Below are 18,329 nucleotides of genomic sequence, written 5' to 3'. Positions count from 1 at the left end.
TCAAAGCTCCGCCATCAGCTGGTCGAAATTGACCGTGGAGGCCTTGCCGATGTCGTGCCCGTGCTCGGCGAGGAACACATCGGCGGCCTTGCGGCCCTCGTCCCTCAGCCAGGTGAGGAAGTCCCATTCCGCATTGAGCTTGGAAGAGAAGCCCAGCTCGTTCATGATGGGGTTGCGCACCACATGCACGCGCATGCGCGCCCAGTTGCAGGCTTCCGTATCGCCGGACAGCTCGTTCACGTGGCGCTGGAGCAGCGCCATCATGTACAGCTCCTTGATCGCCACCGAATTGAACGACACCTCGTTGAGGCGGTTGAGGATCTCGCCCGGCGTCTTGGGCGTGCCGGGCCGCTCCAGCGGGTTGATGGGCACGAGGATGGTGTCGTCCGACTTCAGTTCGCTCACCAGCGGCGCCAGCGTCGGGTTGCCGGAATAGCCGCCGTCCCAATAGGCCTCGCCGTCGATCTCCACCGCCTGGAACAGCGTGGGCAGGCAGGCCGAGGCCATCAGCACGTCGGGCGTGATCTCGGCATTGCGGAACACGCGCGGGCGGCCGGTGCGCACGTTGGTGGCGGTGATGAACACCTTGATGGGGGAGGTGCGCAGGCGGTCGAAGTCGATCTGCTTTTCGAGGATCGGCGCCAGCGCGTTCCCGCCCAGGGGATTGTACTGGTAGGGCGAGAACATCCGCGTCATGAAATCCATCATCAGGAAGCCCGGCGCGGTGTCCATGGACCAGCGGCCGAGCATCTTGTCGAAGGGCGAGCGCTTGAACGGGCTGAAGCGCGCGGCTTCCGAGACGTGGGACCAGTAGCTCTCAAGGGCGAGCCTGGCGCCCTCGCGGCCGCCGGCGGCGAAGCCGTCCGCCAGCACGGCGGCGTTCATGGCGCCGGCCGAGGTGCCGGAGACGCCCTCGATCTCGAGCCAGCGCTCGTCGAGCAGCCGGTCGAGCACACCCCATGTGAAGGCCCCGTGGGAGCCGCCGCCCTGCAAGGCGAGATCGACGAGTACCGGTTCCCGTTCCATCTTGGACCTCATTCACTCGCAGGCCGCTCAGGGGCGGGCTGTCGCCGTTTGGCGTGGCGGGCGTTTCCTCGGGTCGTTCTTGTGTTGTTGGCGGCGGCGGGAAGGCCCGCCGTCCGCGCGCCGGTCACGCCGGCTGCGTCTTGACCGGCTGCGCGACGCGCTCCGGCCCGGTATCGGGGCCGAACCACGCCACATAGAGCGCCGGCAGGAAGATGAGGGTGAGCAGCGTGCCCACCATGAGCCCGCCCATGATGGCGAAGGCCATGGGCCCCCAGAACACGGTGGGGGCGATGGGGATCATGCCCAGCACGGTGGAGACCGCCGTGAGCATGATGGGACGGAAGCGCAGGGAGGAGGCGGAGACCACCGCATCCCACACGGTCTTTCCCGCTGCGCGGTCCGCCTCGATCTGGCCGATGAGGATGACCGCGTTCTTGGTGATCATGCCGATGAGCGCCAGAACGCCCAGGATGGCGACGAAGCCCAGCGGACGGCCGGAGGCGAGCAGCGCCGCCACCACGCCGATGAGCCCCAGCGGCGCCACCGACAGCACGATGACGAGCCGCTGGAAGCTCTTCAATTCGAACATCAGCACGGTGAACATGAGGAACAGCATCACCGGCACCACCGCCACCACCGAGGCGAGCGAGGTCGCGCTCTCCTCCACCGTGCCGCCCGGCGTGATGGCGTAACCGGCGGGCAGGGTGCGGCGCAGGGCCTCGATCTTCGGCGCGAGCTTCTCCACAACGCTCTCGGGCAGCACGCCGCGCGTCACGTCAGACTGGACGGTCAGCGTCGGCACCCGGTCGCGCCGCCAGATGGCGGGATAGTCCTGCCCGTACTCGAAGGTGGCGATCTGCGAGAGGGGCACGGTGCGCCCGTTGGGCAGCGGCACTTGCAGCGTTGCGAGGGAGGCAAGCGAGACGCGCTCCTCGTCGGTGGCGCGGGCCACCACGTTGACGAGATAGATGTCGTCGCGCACCTGCGTCACCGGCTGGCCGGAGAGCACGGTGTTGAGCACGCCCGCGAGCTGAGCGGTGGAGAGGCCGAGGAGGCGCGCCTCGTCCTGGTCCACGCGGATGGAGACCTGCCGGGCGGGCTCGATCCAGTTGTAATTGACCGTCTCCACCTCGGGGTTCTCGGCCATCACCTTGGCGAGGTCGAAGGCGATGGCGCGCACCTTCTCGATCTCCGGGCCGGAGACGCGATACTGCACCGGCCATCCCACGGGCGGCCCCAGCTCCAGCGGCGAGATGCGCGCCACAAGCTGCGGGAAGTCGGTGGCGAGCACCTTCTCCAGCTTCACGCGCAGCCGCTCACGTGCCGCCACGTCCTTGGCCACGATCACGCTCTGGGCGAAGAAGTCGTTGGGCAATTGCACGTCGAGGGGCAGATAGAAGCGGATGGCGCCACGGCCCACGTAGGTGGACCAGCGGGCCACGTCCGGATCATTGGCCAGCACCTTGTCGAACGCCTCGGCCACGCTCTGCGAGGCGTAGATGGAGGCGTTCTGCGGCGAGGCGAGGTCCACCAGCAGCTCGGGCCGGTCGGAGGAGGGGAAGAACTGGCGCGGGATCAGCGGCAGCGCCAGCACGGAGAGCACGAACAGGCCGGCGGTGACGGCGAGCGTCACCCAGCGCAGGCGCAGGCACAGGATGAGGAACGACCGGTAGACCCCCATCACGCCTTTCGGCGGGGCGTCGGGATCGGGGATCTTGTCCTTCGCCGGCGCGCGCAGGATGAGCACCTGAAGCAGCGGCGCGAACAGCACCGCCACGATCCACGAGACGAGGAGCGCGATGCCCACCACCGCGAACAAGGTGAAGGTATATTCGCCCGCCGAGGAGGCCGCGAAGCCCACCGGCACGAAGCCCGCCACCGTCACCAGCGTGCCCGCCAGCATGGCTGCCGCATAGGCCTTGAAGGCGTAGGAGGCGGCGGTGGGCGGGTCGTCGCCGGCCGCGAGGCGGGTGAGCGTCGCGTCGGTGGTGGTCATGGCGTCGTCCACCATCAGCGCCAGCGCGATGATGAGGGCACCGAGCGAGATGCGCTGCATGTCGATATGGGCGAGCTGCATCAGCGCGAAGACGATGGCGAGCGTGAGCGGGATGGCGAGCGCCACGATGGCGCCGGCCCTCACCCCGAGCGCGATGAACGACACCACGAGGATGATGCCCACCGCCTGCCACAGGCTCTCCATGAATTCGGAGATGGCGCTCTTCACCGTCACCGCCTGATCGGCCACCAGCGTCGCGTCGATGCCCACGGGCATGTTGGCGAGGATGCGCGTCATGGCGCGGTCGATGTTGGCGCCCATGGCGAGGATGTCGCCGCCGTCGCGCATGGCGATGGCGAGGCCGATGGCCTCCTTGCCGTTCACCCGGAACATGGGCTGCGGCGGATCGGCGAAGCCGCGCCGGATGGTGGCGATGTCGGCGAGGCGGATGAGCCGGCCGTTCACCACGAAATTCACATTGGCGATGTCGGCTTCCGAGGCGAAGGCGCCGGAGACGCGGACGGAGATGTTCTCCTTGCCCGTCTGGATCTCGCCCGAGGGGCGCACGATGTTCTGCGCCGCCAGCGCCGCCAGCACCGCCTGCCGGTCGATGCCGAGGCTCGCCAGCTCGGCCATGGAGAATTCGATGAAGATGCGCTCGTCCTGCGCGCCGAGGATCTCGATCTTCGACACGTCCGGCACGTGCAGCAGCTCGGAGCGGGCTTCCTCCACATAGTCGCGCAGCTCGCGATGGGAGAAGCCGTCCGCCGTGAAGCCGTAGATGATGCCGAAGGTGTCGCCGAACTCGTCGTTGAAGAACGGCCCCACGATGCCCTGCGGCAGGGTGTGGCGGATGTCGGCGATGCTTTTCCTGACGTGATACCAGATGTCCGGCACCTCGGCGGCGGTGGCGGAGCCCTTCAGGTTCACGAACACGGTGGTGACGCCGGGCTTGGTGTAGCTCTCCAGGAAGTTGAGCTGCGGCACCTCCTGGAGCTTGCGCTCCAGCCGCTCCGTCACCTGCCGGAAGGTCTCCTCCAAGGTGGCGCCGGGCCAGTTGGCCTGCACCACCATGGTCTTGATGACGAAGGTCGGGTCTTCCGCCCGGCCGAGGTTGCGGAAGGCCATCACGCCGGCCACCACGGAGATGGCCATGAGGTAGATGATGACGGAGCGGTGTTTCAGCGCCCAGGCTGAAAGGTTGAAGCCGCCGCTCACAGGCTGGCTCCCGCGGGCGCCGCGAGCAGGCGCACCTTCTGGCCCGGATGCAGCGCCTGGACGCCGGCGGTCACCACGATCTCGGAGGGCTTCAGCCCCTCGCCGACGCTGACGGACGCCGGGCCGAAGCGCAGCACCTCGATGGTGCGCAGCGCCACGGTCTGGCTCTTGGGATCGACCACCCACACGGCGGGCTTGTCGTTGAGGCGGGTGAGGGCGCTCGCCGGGATTTCCACCACCGGCCCGCGATCCACGATCACCCGGCCCACCACCGTGGTGCCGAGGCGCAGCCCCTCGGGCGGATTGGTGAGGCCCACGCGCACCCGGAAGGTGCGGGTCACCGGATCGGCCTGCGGCGCCACCTCGCGCACCCGGCCAGTGGCGGAGATGGCGGGGTCGGTGGCGAGCGCCACCGTCACCTCGGGGTCGCCGGGCAGGCCGGAGAGCATGGCGGCGGGCACATCGAACACCGCGTCGCGGCCATCCTGGCGCGCCACCTCGATCACCGGCTGGCCGGCCTGCACCACCTCGCCCGGCTCGGCCCGGCGCTGGGTGACGACGCCGGCGCTGTCGGCCTTCAATTCCGTGAAGCCGAGGCGGTCCTCGGCCATCTGCAGGCGCGCTTCCGCGTCGTCCACCTGCGCGCGGGCGTTCAGGAACGCCTGCTCGGCCTGCTCATACTGGGCGCGCGGGGTGAAGCCGCGGGCGAGGAGCTGGCGCTGGCGCTCATACTGGTTGCGTGTCTGGGTGAGGTTGGCGTTTGCCGCGCCGAGGGCCGCCTGCGCCGAGCGCACGGCATTCTGCTCGTCCTGCGGATCGAGACGGGCGAGCACCTGGCCGGGGGCGACGCGGTCGCCCACGTTCACCAGGCGGTCGATGATGCGGCCGGAGATGCGGAAGCCGTAGGTGGCCTCGTTCTGCGCCTCCACCACGCCGGTGAGGCTCACGGCGTCGCTCGCCGCGCGGTTGGTGGCAACCACCGTGCGCACCGGCCGAGGCTCCTGCGCCTGCGGCTTCTGCGCCTCGCCGCAGGCGGCAAGGAAGAAGCACGCGCCGAGCACGCCCAGCAGCATGTGCTTACCTTTGACCACGCCAGCATCCTGCCCGCGAAATACCCGATGGTCGCGCACGAGCAGCTCCTCTTCGCAGTGCAACTAGCGTGGCTATAGAGGACATCTGCGCATTAGACCAGCAAGTTAACTCAAAGCGCCTTCCTATACGTCGACGTTTCTGCCATTCCCGTGATCGACCGGCGCGTTATGCGCCAAAAGGAGAAGATCGACATGGCAGAGGTCAAGGTCGCCGTCGTCACCGCGGGCGGGTCGGGCATGGGTGCGGCGTGCGCGCGGCGTCTCGCGGCGGATGGCTACACTGTCGCCATCCTCTCCTCGTCCGGCAAGGGCGAGGCGCTGGCGGCGGAACTGGGCGGCCTCGGCGTCACCGGCTCCAACCAGAAGGCGGAGGACATCGCCGCGTTCGTGGATCAGGTGATGGCACGCTACGGTCGCATCGACGTGCTGGTGAACAGCGCCGGCCACGGCCCGCGCGACACCATCACCGCCATCACCGACGAGCAGTGGCATCAGGGCCTCGACATCTATCTCATGAATGTGATCCGCTCGGTGCGGCTCGTCACCCCCGTCATGGTGGCGCAGAAGGCCGGGGCGATCGTCAACATCTCCACCGCCTGGGCGTTCGAGCCGGCGGCGATGTTCCCCACCTCGGCCGTGTTCCGCGCGGGACTTGCCGCCTACACCAAGATCTTCGCCGACACCTATGCCGCCGACAACGTGCGCATGAACAACGTGCTGCCCGGCTGGATCGACAGCCTGCCGCAGACCGACGAGCGCCGCGCCGGCGTGCCCATGGGCCGCTACGGCACCAGCGCCGAGATCGCCGCCACGGTGGCCTTCCTCGCCTCCGAAGGCGCCGGCTACATCACCGGCCAGAATTTGAAGGTGGACGGCGGCCTGATGCGCTCGGTGTGAGGGCGGGCGCATTTGGCTTGGGGTAGGGGTGAGCGATGGGGCCGGCCTTCGAAGCCGGGCCTCTCACGCGCCTTGCGCGTCCCCATGGCGATATCTTGTGGCAAAGGTTAAGTTGGTTGACCGCAGGAGTGTTTCCCGTGAAGAATGTGGTCTACCTTCTCAGTCTGTCATTATTGACTTGCGCCCTGCCTTTGGGAGCAGCGCCCGCACATGCCGAATTCGCCATCGCCTGGGGTCAGAGAGACAGCCAGTTTTGGCATGGATGGGCAAAAAACAAAAAAACAGCAGCGGAGGCGAAAAAGATCGCCATGGACCTGTGCCAGAAGGGCGGCACGCGTGAATGCCGGCTGATCGTCACCGGCAACAAGCAGTGTGTCGCCCTTGCCGTTCCCGACAAGGGCAAGGCTGTCGGCTACTGGTCCAAGAAGTTCCTTCGGGGCGATGCGGAAACAGCGGCCGCAAACAGTTGCGAAGCCAAGGGCGTGACGTGTACCATTCGAATTGCATTCTGCGATGACTACGTGAAGCCGTGATATTCTAAATCAGATACTTGTGCCCTTCGTCCTCTCGGCCCGCGCGTCCCGTGCCACATGCACCATCATCAGCTCGCCGACATTCTCCGGCGTGAGCAGGCCCACGAGCCGGCCGCCGGGGGCGTCGAGCACGCCGACGGCGGGGACCTGGGCACTGGTGATGAGCTTGAGCGCCGCGTCCAACATTGAGCGGGCCTCCACGGTCGGGATGTCGTGCTGCATCACCTCGATGACGGGCGTCGTCGGCCCCTGCTCCTTCAGCGCCCGGATCATGGCGTCGCGGGTGAGCACGCCGCGCAGGTGGCCGGCGCCGTCCACCACCGGGAATTCCTTCTGGGTGGAGCGGATGAGCGCCTCGGCCGCATCGTCCACGGTGGATTGCGGCCCCAGCGTCTCGAAATGGGTGATCATGGCGTCGGCCACGATATGCCCGCGCGAAGCCTCCCTCAGCTGCACCTGCCCGGCCTCGCCGGAGGCGGCGAGGAAGACGAAGACGCCGATGATCATCAGCATCGGATTGGTGAAGATGCCGATGAGCCCGAGGCCGATGGCGAGGCCCTGGCCGATGGAGGCGGCGAGCGCGGTGGCGCGGGCAAAACCCATCCTCATGGCGAGGAGCGCGCGCAACACCCGCCCGCCGTCCATGGGGAAGGCGGGGATGAGATTGAACAGCACGAGGAAGATGTTGGCGCCCGCGAGCTTGACCAGCATGGACGTGCCGGGGTCCTCGACCTTCGCCAGATCCTCCGCCTTCAGGTCGCCGCCCGTGAGGGTGAGGCTCAGCACCACCAGCAGCACGAGGGCGATCACCACGTTCACCGCCGGCCCGGCGATGGCCACCACCAGTTCCTGCGACGGCTTCTCGGGAATGCGTTCCAGATTGGCGATGCCGCCGAACGGCCACAGCGTGATGTCCGGCGTCTTCACCCCGTAATGGCGGGCGGCGAAGACGTGCCCCAGCTCGTGCAGCAGCACGCAGAAGAACAGCAGCGCGACGAACAGCACCCCCTCCCACGCCGCCTGCGCGCCGCCGGAGCGGTAATAGGCCGCCCAGATCCACACCAGGAACAGCAGGAAGGTGACGTGGATACGGATGGCGGTCTCGCCGAGGCGGCCGATGGTCACGGACCAAGGCATCGCGGGTCTCCCTGAGGGATGTCGCTTCACACATAGCGCGTCGCGGCGGGGGCGCAATGACATGCATCAGGCGGCTTTGGTCTTGTTAGTAAGGAAGGCTTATTATATATTGACCTTATGAGATCGCCCCCCTCTCACGCCACGCCGCCGCTCGGCTTCCTGCTCGTGGATTCCGCGCGGCTCTACCGCGCCCGCATCGACCGCGCCTTCGATGGCGCCGGCCTCGGCCTCACCATCGGCGAGGCGCGGGCGCTGGCCCACATCAACATCAACCCGGGCCTGCGCCAGTCGGCGCTCGCCGAGAAGATGAGCGTGGAGCCCATGACCCTGGTGGGCTTCCTCGATCGCCTTGAAGGGCTGGGGCTGGTGGTGCGCGAGACCGACCCCACCGACCGCCGCGCCAAGATTGTCGCGCTCACGGATGCCGCCCGGCCCTATCTGGATGGCATCGAGCAGGCGGCGGCGCGGGCCCGCGAGGAGGCGACGCGCGGCTTCTCCGATGAGGAGCGCGCGCAGCTGCGCGATTTCCTCGATCGCATCCGTGGCAACCTCGCCCGCGACTGCGCGGGCCGCGAGGCCGCCCCGCGCGAGGCCCGCATCAGGGAGGCCCGCAAATGACGGCGCCTCATCCCGCAGAGGCCGCGACATCGCCCAAGCCGCTCATGACCGAGCGAGAGGTGTCGATCATCGGCGGCATGATGGTCATGCTCGGCCCGGTCAGCCTCTCCCTCTACACGCCGGCCCTGCCGACGCTGGTGGAGGTGTTCGGCACGTCCATCGCCACGGTGAAGCTCACCCTCACCGTCTTCTTCTTCGGCTTCGCCGTCTCGCAGCTCATCTGCGGCCCGCTGTCGGACGCCTACGGCCGGCGGCCGGTGGCGCTCGGCTTCTTCGGCATCTATCTGTCGGGCGCGGTGGTGGCCATGCTGGCGCCGACCATCGGCTGGCTGGTGGCCGGGCGCATCCTGCAGGGCATCGGCGCGGCGGCGGGCATCGCCCTGTCCCGCGCGCTGGTGCGCGACCAATATACCGGGCAGGCCTCGGCGCGGGTGATGAACCTCATCGGCACCATCCTTGCCATCGGCCCGGCCATCTCGCCCACCATCGGCGGCTTGCTGCTCGGCGCCTTCGGCTGGCATTCGGTGTTCGTCGCCATGACCGGCTTCGGCCTCGCCCTCATGACGCTGCTGCTGTTGCGCGTGCCGGAAACCAACCGCGCGCCGGACGCGCGCCTCGCCGCGCCGCGCGCGGTCGCGGCCAGCTATCGCCGCCTGCTCACCGACCGTGGCTTCATGCGCGCCGCCCTCACCGCCGGCTGCGCGCTGGGCGGCATCTACACGCTGGCGGCGGCGCTGCCCTTCGTGCTGATCGACCGGGTGGGACTCTCGCCCACCCAGTTCGGCCTCGCCATGATGATGCAGACCGGCGCCTTCATGGCGGGCACGCTCATCGCCCGGCCGCTGCTCAACCGCTTCAAGGCGCAGCAGCTCATCCTGCCCGGCCTCCTGCTGGTGCTCGCCGGCGCGGTGGCGATGGCGGTCGGCCCCCATACGGTGGCGCTCTCCACCGTCAGCGTGATGCTGCCCATCTCCTTCTGGGCCTGCGGCTGCGCGCTGCTGCTGCCCGGCTGCACCACCAATGCGCTGGCCGGCTTCGGCTCCATCGCCGGCTCCGCCTCCGCGCTCACCGGATTCGTGCAGATCGGCAGCGGCTTCCTCGGCACCTCCGTCTCGGCGCTGCTGCCCTCGCCGCTGGTGGCCATGACGATCCTCGTGCCCGCGATGGCGGTGGCGGCGCTCACCGTCCACCTCGCGCTCGCGCCGCGCCGGGTTCCGGAGCCCGCGCCGGCGGCGGAGGCGCCCGAGGCGCCGGATCTGGAGCTCGCCGCCGATCCCCTTGGCCTTGTGGGCGCGGCCGGCGACGAAATCGAGGCCGGCACCTACCGCCGCGCATCCTGAGCACGCCACGGCCGCGCTCCCGCCGGTTGACCGAACGGGAGGCGCAGTGGTCAATTCCCCTCACGCTCGCGATTCCGGGCTAGAGCACGCGCCGATCTGATTGCACTGCAATCAGATCGGATAACGCGTTCTCTATCATCAAGTTAGAGGGCGATTCACCGATCAAATTGATTCAATTTGATCGGATCGCGCTCTATGGGGGAAATCTATGAAACTTCGAGGACTGGCCCTCGCGGCGCTGATCGCGCTGGGGGCGGGAACGGTCGGCCACAGCGCGGGCGCGCAGGCGCAGACCGTGAGCTACGCCCAGGCCGCCGGCCTTCTGGCGCAGCATTGCGGCGAGGACATCATGAAGCTTTGCCGGGGCCAGAACCTCGGCAACGGCGCCATCCACAACTGTCTCGCGCAGAACGCGAGCAAGCTCTCGCCGGCCTGCGCCGCCAACCACGAAGGCATCCGCGCGATGACCGAGGCCCGCGCCGCGGCGCAGCGCGAGGCCTACAAGGTGTGCGATCGCGACCGCGCGCAATATTGCCCCGGCCTCGTGCCTGGCGACGGCAACATCGTCTCCTGCCTGCTCGAAGCCTCCAAGGTGGTGAGCCAGGCCTGCACGGGTGCCCTCATCAACGCCGGCTACAATCAGCAGTGAAGGGGGAGGGACAGATGAAATTCCAGATGCGTTCCGCCCTGCTGCTGTCCGCCGCGCTGATGGCGCCGGTGCTCCTCGCCGCGCCCGCCTCGGCCCAGGTGGTCACCTCCGATGCCCAGATCGTCCAGGGCCTCCAGGCCAGCGTTGCCAACGTGCCGAACGTCTCGGCCGAGGCGCTGCGCGGCCTTGCCGTCGCGCACATGAAGTACACCGGGCCGCCCGAGAGCCGCCCTCCGCTGGCCATCCAGCTCGACCAGCTGGCGCAGATCAACGTGGAGATCGAGTTCGATCTCAATTCCGCGATGATCAAGCCCTCGTCCTACCGCACGCTCGGCTCCGTCGCCGATGCCATGCACAACCCCATCCTGCTCGGCTACAAGTTCCTCGTGGTGGGCAACACCGACACCACCGGCACCCGCGAGATCAATCTCAAGCTCAGCCAGGAGCGGGCCGACGCGGTGATGCAGGCGCTCGCCACCACCTTCCGGGTGGATCCACGCCGGCTCCAGGCCGTCGGCCTCGGCGAGGAAAACCTGCAGGACGTGAAGAATCCGCATGCCGCCATCAACCGGCGCGTCCAGATCTTCAATCTCGGGAGCACGGGCGTCCTCACCCCCTGATCCCCCACCGCTGAACGCGAGAACGCCGCCGCCGGGCATCCCCGACGGCGGCGTTCCTGTTTTCGGGCCCCGTGATGGGGCGATCTCAGGCCTGTCTCACGCCTTCTTGGCGCGGGCCGGCTTGGCGGCGGCCTTCGGGGCCGGAGCGGGCGCGGTCTTCACCGCCGCCACCTTGGCGCGGGCCGCCTTCGGGGCGGGGGTCTTCGGAGCGGAAGTCTTGGCAGCGGGAGTCTTGGGAGCGGGGGTCTTGGGAGCAGCAGTCTTGGCAGCGGGAGCGGCCTTCGGGGCCTTGGGCGCAGCAGCCTTCGGAGCGGTGGCCTTGGGCGCCTTCGGGGCGGCGGGCTTGGAAGCCTTGGCAGGCGCCTTGGCTTCGGCGGCCTTGGTCTCGACGGCCTTGGTCTCGGGCGCGGACTTCACTTCCGCCTTGGTCGCCGCAGCCTTCGGGGCGGCAGCCTTCTTGGTCGCCTTGGGTGCAGCCTTCGGAGCCGCCTCGGGCGCAGATGCCTTGGGCGCGGTGGCCTTGGGCGCGGTGGCCTTGGCCTTCGTCGCCTTCGCGGGCGCTTCGGCCGCAGCCTTCGGCGCGGCTTCCTTCGCCGCCGGAGCCTTGGCGGCCGCCTTCGGGGCAGTGGTCTTTGCAGCAGCCTTGGGCGCCACAGCCTTGGGCGCCGCCTTCGGAGCGGCCGCCTTCACGGGAGCAGCCTTCTTGGCGGGGGCCACCTTCGCCGGCGCCGTCTTGGCGGGGGCGGTCTTGGCGGGGGCCTTGGGCTTGTCGGGGGACTGGGTCAGAGCCGAAGCCGCGAGGGATTTGATCTCCGCGTGGGTGAGGCTGCCCGGATCGCGAAGGGCCTTCGCGGCGAGGGTGCTCACTTCGTCACTGGTGACTTCCGGCTTCTTGGCCATGACTCTTCTCCGAATTCTACGCGCCGGCGCGAATTCATTGTCGAATCACGACGATCGCCAGCATGTGATCCATCCCCCGGAAAATTTTCGGAATGGTTAACGCCAGTCTTATCAGGACGTTCCCATTGGCTCGCGTCCGGCCTCCAGAGGGCCCCGCGCCGCTGTCACACCCTCGTCCCACCCTCCGTCTAGGGTGCCGAATCAAAAGCGGGCGCGGGGGCGCGTCGCTCGCTGATTCCTGTTATAAATGAAGGGGTTCGCATGCCCGGCCGTCCGACCGTGCTCTTCCTGTGCCCCGACAACGGGGCGCTCAGCCTGATGGCGGAAGCGGTGGCGCTCCATCGCCATCCCGATCTGCGCCCGTTCAGCGCCGCCGCCGCGACGCCGGGCCAGGTCGACCCCGCCCTCGTCGCCGCGCTGGAGGCCGAGGACATCCCCGCCGACGGACTTTCAGCCAAGCCGGCGGGGGTCTTCCTGCTCTCGGGCGCGCCGCGCCTCGACGTGGTGGTGGCGCTGGGCGAGGCGAGCCGCAGGGCCGTCCGCCGCCAGCCTTTCCTCGGCCTGCTCCGGCTGGAGACCTGGGGGCTCGCCGAAGTCGTGCGCAGCCTGCCCGCGCCTGCCCGCCGCTTGGCCTATCGCCGCCTCCTGCCGGAAATCGGCGCCGCCATCGCGCGGCTGGAGGAGCGCATCGCGCTCCGCCTGTCAGGGGTCGCGGCGTAGAGGTTGACGTTGCTTCCGCTCCGGCGCCGCGCGGGGGTTTTGCGTTGCTTTCGCTCGGCGCCGCGCGGGCTTTTCGCGTTGCTTCGGCTCAGGCGCCGCGCGGGCTTTGAGAGGCCCGCGCAACGCGGACCTCAGTCGGCGATCTTGCCGCCCAGCTCGTCCTCGATATGGATGCGGATGATCTCCTCGAAGGAGCTTTCCGCCTTGAAGCCCAGCGCGGTCGCGCGGGCGGCGTCGAACTTGCGGGGCCAGCCGGAGACGATGGTCTCGATCACCGGGTCGGGCACCTTCCTGATGCGCGCCACCGCCTTGTCGCCGGCCACCTTGCGCAGCGCCTCGATCTGCTCGCCCACGGTCACGGCGAGGCCGGGCATGGTGAGGTTGCGGCGGGTGCCCACGCTGGCCCCGTCGAGGGTTGCGGCATGGATGAGGAAGCCCACCGCCGAGCGCGGCGAAGCGTGCCAGTGCATGACATCTTCCGACACGGGCAGGATCGCCTCCTGCCCGGCCAAGGGCTCGCGGATGATGCCGGAGAAGAAGCCGGAGGCCGCCTTGTTGGGCAGGCCCGGCCGCACGCAGATGGTGGGCAGGCGGATGCCGATGCCGTCGAAGAAGCCGCGCCGCGTATAGTCCGCCAGCAGCAGCTCGCCCATGGCCTTCTGCGTGCCGTAGGAGGTGAGCGGGGTGTGGAAATACTCGTCCGGGATCGCCTCCGGGAAGGGCGCGCCGAACACCGCGATGGACGAGGTGAAGACGAGGCGCGGCGTATAGCCCTCGATCAGCCGCACCGCGTCGAACAGATGGCGCGTGCCGTCGAGGTTGATGCGGTAGCCCTTGTCGAAATCCGCCTCCGCTTCGCCCGAGACGATGGCGGCGAGGTGCAGGATCACGTCCGGCTGGTCCGCCACCAGCGCCGCCGCCTCGCCAGGAACGGAGAGGTCGGAGACGCGGGTGTCGATGGGAAAGGGCGCTTCGGGCGGCTTGGGTGTCACCACGTCGTGGGCGGTGATGCGGGTGATGGGTTTGCCGCCGAGGCGGCCGTCGCGGGCGAGGCGCTCGATGAGCTTGCGGCCGACCATGCCGGCGCCGCCGATGACCAGAATGTGCATCTTGGAAAATCCCCTCGCGCTCAGAGCGCCCAGCCGCCGTCGATGATGTGGATCTGCCCGGTGGTGAAGGCGCTTTCATCTGAGGCGAGATAGAGGGCGAGCGCGGCGATCTCCTCCGGCGTGCCGAGGCGCCCCATGGGCTGGCGGCCGACGAAATCGGCGCGCACCTGCTCCAGCGAACGGCCGGTCTGGGCCGAGACGGCGGCGATGCGCTCGTCCAGCGAGGGCGACTGGATGGTGCCGGGGCAGATGGCGTTGGCGCGCACGCCCTTCAGGATGAAGTCCGCCGCCACCGCCTTGGTGAGGCCGATCACCGCCGCCTTGGTGGTGCCATAGGCATAGCGGTTCGGCACACCGCGGATGGAGGAGGCCGCCGAGGCGATGTTGACGATGGAGCCCGCGCCCGTCTCCAGCATCCCCGGCAGGAAGGCCGAGATGGTGCGGTGCATCGACTTCACATTGAGGTCGAAGGAGAAGTCCCAGTCCTTCTCGCTGGTCTCGAAGATGGTGCCCTGGTGCACATAGCCGGCGGCATTCACCAGCACGTTGACCGGGCCGATCTCCTTGGCCAGCGCCGTCACGGCATCGGTGGAGAGCACGTCCAGCGACCGCGTCTCACCGCCTTCGAGGCCGGCCAGCTTGCCGGCGTCGAGATCGGTGGCGATGACGCGCGCGCCCTCGCGCACGAAGGTTTCCGCGATGGCGCGGCCGATGCCCTGTCCCGCCGCCGTCACCAGCGCGGTCTTGCCCTGAAGTCGTCCACCCATGACGTTCCTCTTGTGTTGTCGCGCGCGGTCACAGGCCGGCGCGAATGTCCTCCAGCCGCCGGAGCTGGCGGCCGTTTTCATCGACATTCTCCGGGGCCAGCCACGCCTCGAAGGCCGCTTTGGCGCGCGGCCATTCGGTGTCGAGCAGAGAGAACCAGGCGGTGTCCCGGTTGCGGCCCTTGACGATCATGTGCTGGCGGAACAGCCCCTCGAAGGTGAAGCCGAGCCGCGCCGCCGCCTGCCGGGAGGGGGCGTTCAGCGCGTTGCACTTCCATTCGTAGCGGCGATAGCCGAGGTCCTCGAAGGCGTGGCGGGCCATGAGATACATGGCTTCCGTAGCGCCGCGCGTGCGCTGGAGCGCCGGGGTGTAGAGGATGTTGCCCACCTCGATCACCTTTTGCGCCGGCTCGATGCGCATGTAGGTGGCATGGCCAACCGCTCGGCCGGTGTCCGCTTCCTCGATGGCGAAGAGCAGCGGGTCCGCCTTCTTCGCGGCCTCGCCATAGAAGGCGGCGAAGGCGGCTTCATCCGGGAAGGGGGCAGGGGAGAGGTAGGCCCAGAGCGCCTCCTTCTCCGGCCCGTGGGACAATGCGAAAAGCGAGGTCGAATGCCTGGCCGCATCGAATGGCACCAGGCGGACGTGGCGGCCCTCCAGCGTCGTCGGCTCGGGCCGGCGGGCGGGGGCGGTGTCCACGGGCGCGCCGAGGGGGATGGACGGATCGCCGGACATCACTTGTCACCCCCCGCGCGGAAGAATCGGTTGATCTCGGCGAAGGGCACGGCGCCCGCGAACGTCTGGAATGTGCCCGCGTCGCGGATCTCCTCCACCGAGGCGATGAAGGCGCCCCAGGCGACGCGGCTCAAGGTGCTGCCCACGCTGATGCGGCGCACGCCGAGCCCCGCGAGGTCGGCGACACCGAGCCCCGTCGAACCCGGCATCAGCACGTTCACCGGCAGCGGCGCCACCGCCTCCACCACGGCGGAGATGTCCTCCCGCGTGCGAATGCCCGGTGCATAGAGGCAATCCGCCCCCGCCGCCGCATAGGCCTTCAGGCGGGTGATGACCTCGGCGAGGTCGGGCCGGCCCACCAGGAAGCATTCCGCGCGGGCGGTGAGGATCACGTCCGCGCCTGAGGCGTCGATGGCCGTGCGCGCCGCGCGCACCCGGGCGACCGCCTCATCCAGATCATAGAGCGGATGCGCCGCATCCCCCGTCGCATCCTCTATGGAGAGGCCGGAGACGCCGGTTCCGACGCACAGGGTGACGCTCTCGGCGACCCCGGCCGGATCGGGCGCATAGCCCGCCTCGAAATCCGCATTCATCGGCAGGGAGGTGGCCGCGACGAGATCGGCGATGTGGGCCAGCATCTCGTCCCGCCCCACGGCGCCATCCGGGCGGCCGGTGGAGAAGGCGTAGCCGGCGCTGGTGGTGGCGAGCGCCTTGAAGCCGGCCGCCTCCAGATAGCGCGTGGTGCCCACGTCCCACGGGTTCGGCAGCACGAAGCAGCCGCTCTCGTGGAGCGTGCGGAAGGCGCGGCGCTTGTCTGTGGGCGAGGTCATGAGAGCAATCCCGTGCACCGCCGGGGCATGGCGGCGGGGGGAGATTAGGGCCGGGGCGGGCGGACGGGAAAGGTCCGTCCACCCGTCCGCATCGCGATCAGTGGTTGTCGCGCGGCACGCCCATGGTCTGGGCGATGTGCTGGTATTTCACCGCCGGTTTCAGCACCATGCCCTCGTCGAACTGGGCCACCATGGAGCGCTGGATTTCCTGCCAGGGGGTCTGGCTCTCCGGCGCCTTGTAGCCGCCGTGACCCTGCAGGTCGGCGCGGCGCTGGGCCAGCTCCTCCGGCGAGATCAGGATGTCGGCGGTGCAGGTGTTGAGGTCGATGCGCACCCGGTCGCCGGTCTTCAGCAGCGCGAGGCCGCCGCCGGCCGCCGCTTCCGGCGAGGCGTTGAGGATGGAGGGCGAGCCCGAGGTGCCGGACTGGCGGCCGTCGCCGATGCAGGGCAAGGCATGGATGCCCTTCTTCAGGAGGGCGGCCGGCGGCTGCATGTTCACCACCTCCGCGCCGCCGGGATAACCCAGCGGGCCGGTGCCGCGAATGAAGAGCAGGGTGTATTCGTCGATGCCCAGCGAGGCATCGTCGATGCGGTGGTGGTAGTCCTCCGGCCCGTCGAACACCACGGCGCGGCCCTCGAAGGCTTCCGGATCGTTCGGGTTGGAGAGGAAGCGGGCGCGGAACTCCTCGGAGATCACCGAGGTCTTCATCACCGCATTGTCGAACAGATTGCCGTGCAGCACGATGAAGCCGGCATCCTCCTTCAGCGGCGCGTCATAGGCCTTGATGACCTCGCGGTCCCAGGAGAGCTTGCCCTTGCAGTTCTCGCCCATGGTGCGCCCGTTCACGGTGAGCGCGCCCTCGTGGATCTTGCCCTGCTCGATCAGCTCCGCCACCACCGCCGGCACGCCGCCCGCGCGGTGGAATTCCTCGCCGAGATATTCGCCGGCGGGCTGGAGGTTTACGAGCAGCGGGATCTTGTGGCCCACCGCCTGCCAGTCATCCACCGAGAGCGGCACACCCACATGGCGGGCGATGGCATTGAGGTGGATGGGCGCGTTGGTGGAGCCGCCGATGGCGCTGTTCACGCGGATGGCGTTCTCGAACGCCTCGCGGGTGAGGATGTCGGAGGGTTTCAGGTCCTCCCACACCATGTCGACGATGCGCTTGCCGGTGTCGTAGGCGATCTGCCCGCGCTCGCGATAGGGGGCGGGGATGGCGGCGCAGCCGGGCAGGGACATGCCGAGCGCTTCCGCCAGCGCGTTCATGGTGGAGGCGGTGCCCATGGTGTTGCAGTGGCCGACCGAGGGGGCGGAGGAGGCCACGACGTCCATGAACTCGTCATAGTCGATCTCGCCGGCGGCGAAGCGCTCGCGGTTCTTCCACACCACCGTTCCGGAGCCGGTGCGCTCGCCCTTCCACCAGCCGTTCAGCATGGGCCCGCCTGAGAGCACGATGGCCGGAATGTTCACGGTGGCGGCGGCCATGATGCAGGCCGGGGTGGTCTTGTCGCAGCCGGTGGTCAGCACCACGCCGTCGAGCGGGTAGCCGTAGAGGATTTCCACGAGGCCGAGATAGGCGAGGTTGCGGTCGAGCGCGGCGGTGGGGCGCTTGCCGGTCTCCTGGATGGGATGGACGGGAAACTCGAACGGCACGCCGCCCATGGCCTCGATGCCCGCCCGCACACGGTGGGCGAGGTCCAGATGGTGGCGGTTGCAGGGGGAGAGGTCCGAGCCGGTCTGGGCGATGCCGATGATGGGCTTGCCGGACTGCAATTCCTCGCGGGTGAGGCCGAAATTGAGGTACCGCTCCAGATAGAGCGCGGTCATGCCGGGATTGTCCGGATTGTCGAACCACAGCTGCGACCTGAGCTTGAGGCCGTGCTTCTCAGGCTGGTCGCCCTTGCGCTCGATCGTTCCGTTTTTTCCCTGGTCGGCAGGACCGGACATGGCTTTCTCCACTGCTCCGGCGTTCGGTGCGCCGGATTTTAATCGATTTGATCGGCGGGATTTATGCGCCCGGCGGCGACGGAAATCAATCCGGGTTTGGAGGCGTTCCGGTGTGCAATGCACCCTTCGCAGGCGTCCTAGACGGATGGCACTCTTGCCTCGACGCGCGAACCGTTTATCGGAAGGAGGGCCAGCAGGAG

17 protein-coding genes are annotated in these 18,329 nt (G+C 68.7%); 7 read left to right on the top strand and 10 right to left on the bottom strand.

What is annotated here, in order from left to right:
- From V5F63_RS21605 to V5F63_RS21595, 3 genes are all read right to left on the bottom strand, one after another.
- Positions 1-1,026: a patatin-like phospholipase family protein gene (locus V5F63_RS21605; RefSeq protein WP_209485562.1), complete on the bottom strand. Its 1,026-nt coding sequence runs from the start codon at positions 1,024-1,026 to the stop codon at positions 1-3.
- 124 nt (positions 1,027-1,150) lie between these two features.
- On the bottom strand, positions 1,151-4,240 hold the full coding sequence (locus V5F63_RS21600) for an efflux RND transporter permease subunit (RefSeq protein ID WP_394101132.1): 3,090 nt from the start codon (positions 4,238-4,240) through the stop codon (positions 1,151-1,153).
- Positions 4,237-5,370: an efflux RND transporter periplasmic adaptor subunit gene (locus V5F63_RS21595; RefSeq protein WP_394101133.1), complete on the bottom strand. Its 1,134-nt coding sequence runs from the start codon at positions 5,368-5,370 to the stop codon at positions 4,237-4,239. Before V5F63_RS21595 ends, V5F63_RS21600 begins: the two co-directional genes overlap by 4 nt.
- A gap of 153 nt (positions 5,371-5,523) precedes the next feature.
- Between V5F63_RS21595 and V5F63_RS21590 the strand changes: the two genes are divergently transcribed.
- Positions 5,524-6,228 carry an SDR family oxidoreductase gene (locus tag V5F63_RS21590; protein WP_394101134.1) on the top strand — a complete coding sequence of 235 codons (705 nt, stop codon included), beginning with the start codon at positions 5,524-5,526 and terminating at the stop codon, positions 6,226-6,228.
- Positions 6,229-6,365: 137 nt separating this feature from the next.
- Positions 6,366-6,761, top strand: a complete 396-nt coding sequence (locus V5F63_RS21585) for a DUF4189 domain-containing protein (RefSeq protein WP_169124659.1) — start codon at positions 6,366-6,368, stop codon at positions 6,759-6,761.
- Between the two features lie 9 nt (positions 6,762-6,770).
- Here V5F63_RS21585 and V5F63_RS21580 read toward each other — a convergent pair whose 3' ends face one another.
- On the bottom strand, positions 6,771-7,898 hold the full coding sequence (locus V5F63_RS21580; protein ID WP_209485557.1) for a site-2 protease family protein: 1,128 nt from the start codon (positions 7,896-7,898) through the stop codon (positions 6,771-6,773).
- A gap of 117 nt (positions 7,899-8,015) precedes the next feature.
- On the opposite strand from V5F63_RS21580, the gene V5F63_RS21575 reads away from it, so the two are divergent.
- The 4 genes from V5F63_RS21575 to V5F63_RS21560 all read left to right on the top strand — a co-directional run bounded on the left by V5F63_RS21575 (position 8,016) and on the right by V5F63_RS21560 (position 11,125).
- On the top strand, positions 8,016-8,516 hold the full coding sequence (locus V5F63_RS21575; protein WP_209485555.1) for a MarR family winged helix-turn-helix transcriptional regulator: 501 nt from the start codon (positions 8,016-8,018) through the stop codon (positions 8,514-8,516).
- Positions 8,513-9,856 carry a multidrug effflux MFS transporter gene (locus V5F63_RS21570; protein ID WP_394101135.1) on the top strand — a complete coding sequence of 448 codons (1,344 nt, stop codon included), beginning with the start codon at positions 8,513-8,515 and terminating at the stop codon, positions 9,854-9,856. The genes V5F63_RS21575 and V5F63_RS21570 overlap by 4 nt, the downstream gene beginning before the upstream one ends.
- 208 nt (positions 9,857-10,064) lie before the next feature.
- Positions 10,065-10,505, top strand: a complete 441-nt coding sequence (locus V5F63_RS21565; protein ID WP_209485551.1) for a hypothetical protein — start codon at positions 10,065-10,067, stop codon at positions 10,503-10,505.
- Positions 10,506-10,519: 14 nt separating this feature from the next.
- A complete protein-coding gene (locus V5F63_RS21560; RefSeq protein ID WP_394101136.1) occupies positions 10,520-11,125 on the top strand; it encodes an OmpA family protein in 606 nt (201 codons plus the stop codon).
- Positions 11,126-11,221: 96 nt separating this feature from the next.
- Here the strand turns inward: V5F63_RS21560 and V5F63_RS21555 are convergent, their stop codons facing one another.
- On the bottom strand, positions 11,222-12,025 hold the full coding sequence (locus tag V5F63_RS21555) for a hypothetical protein (protein WP_394101137.1): 804 nt from the start codon (positions 12,023-12,025) through the stop codon (positions 11,222-11,224).
- 261 nt (positions 12,026-12,286) lie between these two features.
- On the opposite strand from V5F63_RS21555, the gene V5F63_RS21550 reads away from it, so the two are divergent.
- On the top strand, positions 12,287-12,745 hold the full coding sequence (locus tag V5F63_RS21550; RefSeq protein ID WP_209485545.1) for an arsenate reductase/protein-tyrosine-phosphatase family protein: 459 nt from the start codon (positions 12,287-12,289) through the stop codon (positions 12,743-12,745).
- A gap of 131 nt (positions 12,746-12,876) precedes the next feature.
- On the opposite strand, the gene denD is transcribed toward V5F63_RS21550, so the two are convergent.
- The 5 genes from denD to V5F63_RS21525 form a co-directional block, all read right to left on the bottom strand.
- Complete coding sequence (gene denD / locus V5F63_RS21545; RefSeq protein WP_394101138.1) at positions 12,877-13,854, bottom strand: D-erythronate dehydrogenase; 978 nt, start codon at positions 13,852-13,854, stop codon at positions 12,877-12,879.
- 20 nt (positions 13,855-13,874) lie between these two features.
- On the bottom strand, positions 13,875-14,621 hold the full coding sequence (locus V5F63_RS21540) for an SDR family oxidoreductase (protein WP_394101139.1): 747 nt from the start codon (positions 14,619-14,621) through the stop codon (positions 13,875-13,877).
- 28 nt (positions 14,622-14,649) lie between these two features.
- Entirely contained in the window at positions 14,650-15,351 is a 702-nt protein-coding gene (locus tag V5F63_RS21535) for a GNAT family N-acetyltransferase (protein WP_394101140.1), read from the bottom strand.
- Positions 15,351-16,181 carry an isocitrate lyase/PEP mutase family protein gene (locus V5F63_RS21530; RefSeq protein WP_394101141.1) on the bottom strand — a complete coding sequence of 277 codons (831 nt, stop codon included), beginning with the start codon at positions 16,179-16,181 and terminating at the stop codon, positions 15,351-15,353. The genes V5F63_RS21535 and V5F63_RS21530 overlap by 1 nt, the downstream gene beginning before the upstream one ends.
- A 97-nt stretch (positions 16,182-16,278) precedes the next feature.
- Complete coding sequence (locus tag V5F63_RS21525; RefSeq protein ID WP_394028787.1) at positions 16,279-18,129, bottom strand: IlvD/Edd family dehydratase; 1,851 nt, start codon at positions 18,127-18,129, stop codon at positions 16,279-16,281.
- Between the last annotated feature and the right edge of the window lie 200 nt (positions 18,130-18,329).

The sequence above is a fragment of the Xanthobacter wiegelii genome (genome assembly GCF_043193855.2).
GTDB lineage: Bacteria > Pseudomonadota > Alphaproteobacteria > Rhizobiales > Xanthobacteraceae > Xanthobacter > Xanthobacter flavus_A.
The sequence above is the reverse complement of the archived record's forward strand: the minus strand, read 5'-3'. Positions and strand labels throughout refer to the sequence as shown.

Bases quoted from the DNA above. Each gene is read 5' to 3' on its own strand.
- V5F63_RS21605 (WP_209485562.1), bottom strand. From the start codon at position 1,026: ATGGAACGGGAACCGGTACTCGTCGATCTCGCCTTGCAGGGCGGCGGC.
- V5F63_RS21590 (WP_394101134.1), top strand. From the start codon at position 5,524: ATGGCAGAGGTCAAGGTCGCCGTCGTCACCGCGGGCGGGTCGGGCATG.
- V5F63_RS21580 (WP_209485557.1), bottom strand. From the start codon at position 7,898: ATGCCTTGGTCCGTGACCATCGGCCGCCTCGGCGAGACCGCCATCCGT.
- V5F63_RS21575 (WP_209485555.1), top strand. From the start codon at position 8,016: ATGAGATCGCCCCCCTCTCACGCCACGCCGCCGCTCGGCTTCCTGCTC.
- V5F63_RS21570 (WP_394101135.1), top strand. From the start codon at position 8,513: ATGACGGCGCCTCATCCCGCAGAGGCCGCGACATCGCCCAAGCCGCTC.
- V5F63_RS21565 (WP_209485551.1), top strand. From the start codon at position 10,065: ATGAAACTTCGAGGACTGGCCCTCGCGGCGCTGATCGCGCTGGGGGCG.
- V5F63_RS21560 (WP_394101136.1), top strand. From the start codon at position 10,520: ATGAAATTCCAGATGCGTTCCGCCCTGCTGCTGTCCGCCGCGCTGATG.
- V5F63_RS21555 (WP_394101137.1), bottom strand. From the start codon at position 12,025: ATGGCCAAGAAGCCGGAAGTCACCAGTGACGAAGTGAGCACCCTCGCC.
- V5F63_RS21550 (WP_209485545.1), top strand. From the start codon at position 12,287: ATGCCCGGCCGTCCGACCGTGCTCTTCCTGTGCCCCGACAACGGGGCG.
- denD (WP_394101138.1), bottom strand. From the start codon at position 13,854: ATGCACATTCTGGTCATCGGCGGCGCCGGCATGGTCGGCCGCAAGCTC.
- V5F63_RS21540 (WP_394101139.1), bottom strand. From the start codon at position 14,621: ATGGGTGGACGACTTCAGGGCAAGACCGCGCTGGTGACGGCGGCGGGA.
- V5F63_RS21535 (WP_394101140.1), bottom strand. From the start codon at position 15,351: ATGTCCGGCGATCCGTCCATCCCCCTCGGCGCGCCCGTGGACACCGCC.
- V5F63_RS21530 (WP_394101141.1), bottom strand. From the start codon at position 16,181: ATGACCTCGCCCACAGACAAGCGCCGCGCCTTCCGCACGCTCCACGAG.
- V5F63_RS21525 (WP_394028787.1), bottom strand. From the start codon at position 18,129: ATGTCCGGTCCTGCCGACCAGGGAAAAAACGGAACGATCGAGCGCAAG.